The 6,666-nt window shown below is 59.3% G+C and carries 5 protein-coding genes and 1 pseudogene; 4 read left to right on the top strand and 2 right to left on the bottom strand.

Features of this window, described 5'->3' with window-relative positions:
* Positions 1-92, bottom strand: a pseudogene (locus tag FJ940_RS29085) (molybdate ABC transporter permease subunit); the annotation flags it as partial.
* Positions 93-698: 606 nt separating this feature from the next.
* Here FJ940_RS29085 and FJ940_RS24245 point away from each other — a divergent pair.
* From FJ940_RS24245 to FJ940_RS24235, 3 genes are all read left to right on the top strand, one after another.
* Positions 699-1,373 (top strand): hypothetical protein, encoded by a 675-nt coding sequence (locus FJ940_RS24245; RefSeq protein WP_140498426.1) that lies wholly within the window; start codon positions 699-701, stop codon positions 1,371-1,373.
* 539 nt (positions 1,374-1,912) lie between these two features.
* A complete protein-coding gene (locus tag FJ940_RS24240; protein ID WP_140525324.1) occupies positions 1,913-3,262 on the top strand; it encodes a UDP-glucose/GDP-mannose dehydrogenase family protein in 1,350 nt (449 codons plus the stop codon).
* Complete coding sequence (locus FJ940_RS24235; protein WP_140557984.1) at positions 3,259-4,287, top strand: NAD-dependent epimerase/dehydratase family protein; 1,029 nt, start codon at positions 3,259-3,261, stop codon at positions 4,285-4,287. The genes FJ940_RS24240 and FJ940_RS24235 overlap by 4 nt, the downstream gene beginning before the upstream one ends.
* Positions 4,288-4,344: 57 nt before the next feature.
* Here FJ940_RS24235 and FJ940_RS24230 read toward each other — a convergent pair whose 3' ends face one another.
* Positions 4,345-5,244, bottom strand: coding sequence for a formyltransferase family protein (locus tag FJ940_RS24230; RefSeq protein WP_140557985.1), 900 nt, complete (start codon positions 5,242-5,244; stop codon positions 4,345-4,347).
* Between the two features lie 433 nt (positions 5,245-5,677).
* Between FJ940_RS24230 and FJ940_RS24225 the strand changes: the two genes are divergently transcribed.
* Positions 5,678-6,661 carry a sulfotransferase domain-containing protein gene (locus tag FJ940_RS24225; protein ID WP_140513529.1) on the top strand — a complete coding sequence of 328 codons (984 nt, stop codon included), beginning with the start codon at positions 5,678-5,680 and terminating at the stop codon, positions 6,659-6,661.
* The last annotated feature ends 5 nt before the right edge of the window (positions 6,662-6,666 follow it).

Genomic DNA, 6,666 nt, shown 5'->3' with positions numbered 1-6,666 from the left:
AAGCCGAGCGTCAATCCGAAACCCGGAATGACGCTCGGCTGTCGAAACCGCCAACCCGCCCGAGCGGGTGCTGTGATGGCCACTGCTGTCATGGAGTTCCGGATCGCCCCACTCTTCAAGCCAGATTGCCCTTCGCTATGACTTCAAGAGCCTTGGGCGTGCAAGTTCGTTGAAAGATACGGCGCCTACTTCCATTCGCCCAAAGGCGTGTGGATTTTCTTCCTTCGCCGTCATTCGGGCTTTCTCCAGCTCTTCTGACTACTCCTTACTGCGCAGGTCTCCAGGTCTGGTTGGATGAGCACCATAACCGAAATGATAGGGTACGCGCATTCTTCAATCGTCGAAAAATTAAGCCAGAAGTTTGCATGTCGCGACCAGCGTTGGGTCCCGAGCATCCACCGCGCGCATACCGCCCGGCAGACGGCGTTCGGCGGATCGGACGGCAGAATTTGCAGACGTCGTCTTGTGGACCAGGCGACGCCGACAATGACGAAAGCGAAGCTATGGCAGCAAGTAGTAGCGAACACAATCGCGCGCGGATCAGCCGACAGTCGGAAGTGGGACCCTTGCTCAAAAGAATAGGTTGGCCACGCCACTAAGATATCTCACGCGTTCCCGTGATGGCCTTCTACGCAATACAAAACCAACGCATCATGGAGCGCATAAATCAGATTAGAAATCCGCCTGGGGAGGAGGATATGAAAAACATCTCAAATGACCTGATGGAAATTGCCGGCCGAATTCGCCCTGCGCGGGAAGCCTTCGCGGAGGCGGACAGGAGGAGGGTCGAATCCGCTTTGGAGGCAGGACGACTTCTTTGCCAGGCCAAGGACGACTGCCTGCACCAGCAATGGATGGCTTTCCTGAGATGGGCCGATATGGATGAACAAGAGGCTCGAAAGCTGATGCAGCTTGCCCGCGCGGGACTGACATCCTGCGTCGTTTCGGAAATCGGCGGCATCGATGCGGCACTGGCCTATCTTGTGGAGGCAAGATTGCCCGAGCCGGAAGAGTGCCTGACCGTGGGCCGCGTAGGCTGGCCGGAAAAGAACACGCCCTTCGCGATTATCAAACCCAATGCCGCGCATCCCGGCTATTACGATATCGCCATTGCCGACATGTGGGCCAATCCAGCAACGGTTTTCTCATCGAGAAAGCCGCTTCGGGGGGAAAGCATGAGGCAAGCCGACGGATCGTTCTTCAACAGCCTCTGGCATATTGTCGATCGTGAATTGGATGTCCCGCATTCGCAGCGCGAGTTCCAGATGATGCCGGCGGATCTGTTCTCGCGAGATGGTGCCTTCCTCTTCGCCAAGCCTGTCTCCGCGGCTGACAGTGCGACGGAAAGCGAGGCCCACAGCTACATTCTTTGAATGTTCGCCGGCAAACGCGACCGCGCAGCCCCTGCAACAATTCCATTGCATGGACCGGAAAATCGCCCTGCCGGCCTCGGCGTGCTCTGCCTAGCCTTGTTCGTCACGGCAGAACACTCCAGCGCGCCGTCTCACCCGGACGAAGATCTATCAAGCTCAGGCGAGGCTGTTCGAGGGCAATTTCCTGACTCGGCTCCCGGACGGCAAGTTGAAGCGAGAACCGAGCTACCTCTAGGAACATGGCAAGAAGACCAAACGGCAGCCGACCGGAATTTTTGACGGAAAATGAACTCAAGCAATCGACGCGCCAATAAAGCGCCGTCAGCCGGCTTGCAGCCGAGCGTGGCTACGCGCCAGATCATCTCGTCTCGTCCATTTGCAATGGCCATCAGCACTTAGCGTTGTCAAACCGCGCCAGACGACCGTCCGGGCCCATACCAGGTCTCGGAAGTGGTAATGTCTTATCCGATTGCGCACTCCATTTTCTTGGCCGCTGCTGGCTTAATCGCGTCAGTTGTCATCATCAGAGTGGCGGTTACATGCGCATCGCGATTGTTGGTTCGGGTTACGTGGGTCTTGTATCGGGCGCTTGCCTGGCTGATTTCGGCCATCAAGTCGTCTGCGTCGATAAGGCGGAGGCCAAGATTGCCGATCTCCAGGCCGGAAGAATGCCGATCTATGAGCCAGGTCTCGACGACCTCGTCGACAAGAATTCCGCGAGCGGCCAGCTCACCTTCACCAGCACGCTTACAGCGGCAGTCGCCGATGCGGACGTGGTGTTCATTGCCGTCGGGACGCCTTCGAGGCGAGGCGACGGCCATGCCGATCTGTCCTATGTCTACGAAGCGGCCCGGGAAATCGCGGCCGCTGTTCACGGGTTCACCGTGGTGGCAATCAAATCCACGGTGCCGGTGGGCACGGGGGATGAGGTCGAACGGATCATTCGCCAATGCAATCCCCTAGCCGATGTGGCCGTCGTCTCCAACCCGGAATTCCTGCGCGAAGGAGCCGCGATCGACGACTTCAAACGACCAGACCGGATCGTTATCGGCCTCCCGTCGGACGAGCGTGGCCGGGAGGTGATGGCGGAGGTGTATCGGCCGCTCTATCTCAACCAGGCACCCATCCTGTTTACCGGCCGCCGCACGTCCGAGCTGATCAAATATGCGGCCAACGCCTTCCTGGCGCTCAAGATCACGTTCATCAACGAGATCGCGGATCTCTGCGAGAGCGTGGGCGCGAACGTGCGCGAGGTAGCGCGGGGCATCGGGCTCGACAATCGCATCGGCTCAAAGTTCCTGCACGCCGGCCCGGGCTATGGAGGATCCTGTTTTCCAAAAGACACGCTGGCTTTGGTCAAGACGGCGCAGGACAGCGGCGCGCCATTGCGCCTGATCGAAACGACGGTTGCCGTGAACGACCAGCGAAAACGCACCATGGCGCGCAAGATCGTATTTGCCTGCGGCGGAGATGTCCGCGCAAAGACAGTGGCCTTGCTGGGTCTTACCTTCAAACCCAACACCGATGACATCCGTGAAGCGCCTTCCCTCTCGATCATCCAGGCCTTGATCGATTTTGGAGCACATGTCCGAGTGTATGACCCCGAAGGCATGGAACAGGCGAAAATCGTGCTCGGCACAAGCGTAAGCTATGCCGAAGGCGCCTATGAATGCGCCGAGGGCGCCGACGCGCTGGTCATCGTGACCGAGTGGAATCAGTTCCGCGCCCTGGATTTTGAACGACTGTCCCGCACGATGTCGAAACGGGTGGTGGTCGACCTGCGCAACATTTACCGGCGGGAAGACATCTCCAAGCACGGCTTCGAGTACGTGAATATCGGTGAGGGAGCGGTCGGAGACAAGGCAGTTTTCGCCGCGGCCGCGGAATGAGGTATCTGGTCACCGGCACCGCAGGATTCATCGGTTTTCACCTGGCGCGCCGGCTGCTCGACGACGGTCATCGCGTCACCGGCTTCGACGGCATGACGCCATACTATGACATCGTCCTGAAGCAGTCCCGACACGCCCTGCTTGAAAGATACGACGCCTTTCGCGCCCATATCGGCCAACTGGAAGACCTGGATGCCCTTCGCCGCGCCGCGGACTCCGCCCGGCCCGATGTGATCGTGCATCTGGCCGCGCAGGCCGGTGTCCGCTACTCAATCGACAATCCGCGAAGTTACACGGACAGCAATCTCGTCGGCTCGTTCAACGTCCTTGAGCTTGCGCGTGATCTCAAGCCCCGGCATTTGCTCCTTGCGTCCACGAGCTCGGCCTATGGAGCGAACGACAAGATGCCATTCGTCGAAACCGACAAGGCTGATTGGCCGTTAACCTTCTATGCGGCCACGAAGAAGGCGATGGAGGCGATGGCGCACTCCTATTCACATATCTTCGGAACACCGACCACATGCTTCCGCTTCTTCACCGTATATGGCCCCTGGGGCCGGCCCGACATGGCCCTCTTCAAATTTGTCGACGCGATCGAGAACGGCCGTCCGATCGAAGTGTATGGCGAAGGCCTGATGAAGCGCGATTTCACTTATATCGATGATCTCGTCGAAGCCATCGTCCGACTCGTCGAATGCACGCCTGCGACAGGTCGCGCGGCGTCCGCTCCCGGCGTCGTCGACACGCTGTCACCCGTCGCGCCGTGGCGTGTCGTCAACATAGGCGGCGGCGAGCCTGTCGGGCTGCTGCCTTTCGTCAAGACGATCGAGAACTGCCTGGGCAAACGCGCCATCCGCAAGATGTTGCCGATGCAGGCTGGCGACATGCGGGCAACCTATGCCGACCCCCGCCTGCTGGAGGCCCTTACGGGCTTTCGCCCTTGCACCAGCGTCGAGGACGGGGTGACCGCCTTCGTACGCTGGTATCTGGAAGAACGGCCGTCGCGGCCGACAATCGCCGCCTGAAGCGCGCAGACCTGTGCTCCGTGCACGCGCCTAGGTCCTTGGCGCGACACAGGTTGGTCATGCCGAGGCCAGCTTGGCATGTATCCTGGGCCTTTCGCCATGCCAGGATGTCACCTCAATGGCGGCTCCGTCTCCACAAAGCACTGTAAAGCCGCTGTCGGTATGAGTTTGGACCTGGCCGGTCAGCCCGATATGGCGCCCAGGCGGGGCAAACATGCGCGCCTTGTCGATCACGATCTTGGCACCGGCAGTGAAAGTGAAGGCGCCCGGATAGGGATCGCCGACGGCGCGGACGAAACGAAGGACATTCTCGGCAGCATCGCTCCAGTCGATTATTCCGTCATCGGCCGTGCGCTTTGCGCAATAGCTGGCAAGGAATTCGTCCTGCGCGACGCCCACGGCCTTGTCACGACTTATCGCCGAAACGACAAGCGGCGTCATCTCGAACAGTGCCTGCTTGTGCTTGTCGTAGAGCGAGCGCGCGGTCTCGTCCGGTGCCACGGCAAAAAGCTTCTGGAGGACGATAGGGCCACTGTCGACACCCTCGTCGAGCCGGAAGAAAGTCGAGCCCGTCTCCTTTTCATTCGCAATGATCGTCCAGGGGATCACCGCCCTGCCCCGAAAACGCGGTAACGGCGCCGGGTGAAAGCCGATCGAGCCATATCGGGCGACCGAGCGAAATTCGCCGCGGCAGATTTGCGACCAGCCGACCACCATCGTCAAATCGGGCCGCTCGGCTTCGAGCCTGTCGATCGTGTCGGGCGCATTGATGTCCTTGGTCAGGTGGACCGCGGCCCCGGCCAGACGTGCCGGCCCCGCCAGATCGACGAAATCGGAATGGCGTTTGGAAGCTTCGCCCGCAAGGGTGACAAGCAGCGAAGGCGTCATGCCAGCTTCGACAAGGGCATCGAATGCGACCCGAGATCCCTCCACCGCACCGACAAAGGCTATGCGCATGAATTCAGGGCTCCAACTCACCGGCGTGAGCGATAGATGGACACAGATCTCTTCTATTGTCTGCTTCGTTTCTGCGCCCAAGTCCTCCTTTAGAGGTAAACGGCAGCCGGCGATGCATCCCTATGTGCAACTCGTCCCTTCAAAGAAAGCTGGGTATTTAGGGGTTGCGACAGCGGGATTGGAATACGCGATGGACAGCTTCGCCGGCTTGGCATTCCTGGATCGCAGCGCCACTACAGTCGGGAAGGGCGGATCTGATCTGCTACGCATGGCGATCCTGCTTTCTGGACGCCGACGCATTTGTGCTTTCGTCCCGCTACGAAGATTGCGCGGTACCACTCAAGGCCATGGCCGGCAGCCCGCCCATCGCGTCCTTCGACTGCGACGTCATACATGCTGCGCTACGATCCCCAAGGACTGAAGACCTGTCACCATGCTGACGACCACCCGTCTGACATTGCATAAGATCGACGCCCGGATCAGGATGACCTGGGCTGCGTCGGGCGCAGACGCGTTTCTTGTCTCCTATCCCGAATCCGGAGCAACCCAGCTTAGACATATCCTTTCGGAATACTTTCGTCGCCACGCCAACGGCGAAAATGTCCATCTTTCGCCAATGTTCGAGGTTCTTCCGGATTTCGATCTCGATCCGACGAGGGGCATCCCGGCTTTTCGTTACACAGATGAGCGCCATCGTGTGCCGCTCGTCCTGGTTTCGCACCTCACCTATAGACGCTCGCTTTTTCTCAACCGACCCATCATCTTCATGACTCGAGATCCGCGCGACGTAATCGTGTCAGCTTATTTCGATGCCACACGTCACAAACGCTGCTTCGAAGGCACCATGGACGCGTTCATTGCCGATCGCGAACAAGGCCTGCCGGCTCTGATAGTATATCTGAATGATTGGGGTAGAGGTCTAAAGCATCACGTAAGTGCAGTATTGGGCTATGGGGAACTGACGGAGGACCCTATGGGTGCCTGCACGCGTATCCTGAGATTTCTCGGCCACACACCGTCCGTGCGCGCGCTTCAGGATTCTATCGACGCCTCGCGTTTCGATGTAATGCGTGAGCATGAGATGGCGGGCGGCCTAGCGGCCCACGATGGCGAAAGCCAGCATGCGCGTCCCGGCAAGGTCGGCGGCTTTTCCGATCATCTTAGTGATGCGCAAGCCGAACTCATTGAGCAGACCTGCATCGACTGGCTAACTCCAGCCGCGATCGAACTGCTTGCCCGTGGCGGAACGCGGCTCGCATGCGGCTGGTATGAACTTCGCCGCCAATTCATGGATGAACACGGCCAAGGCGAGACGATCAAGAGAGATCTTCCTGTCGTCGAATCCCTTTCCACCAATCCATGCAGCAACTTGGCGGAGATCGCCGAGAAGTATGGAAATAATCCATCGACGTCCTGACGTTA

This window comes from Mesorhizobium sp. B2-3-7, assembly GCF_006442695.1.
In the GTDB taxonomy this organism is placed as follows: Bacteria; Pseudomonadota; Alphaproteobacteria; order Rhizobiales; family Rhizobiaceae; genus Mesorhizobium.
This window is presented reverse-complemented; position numbering and strand designations above follow the sequence as displayed.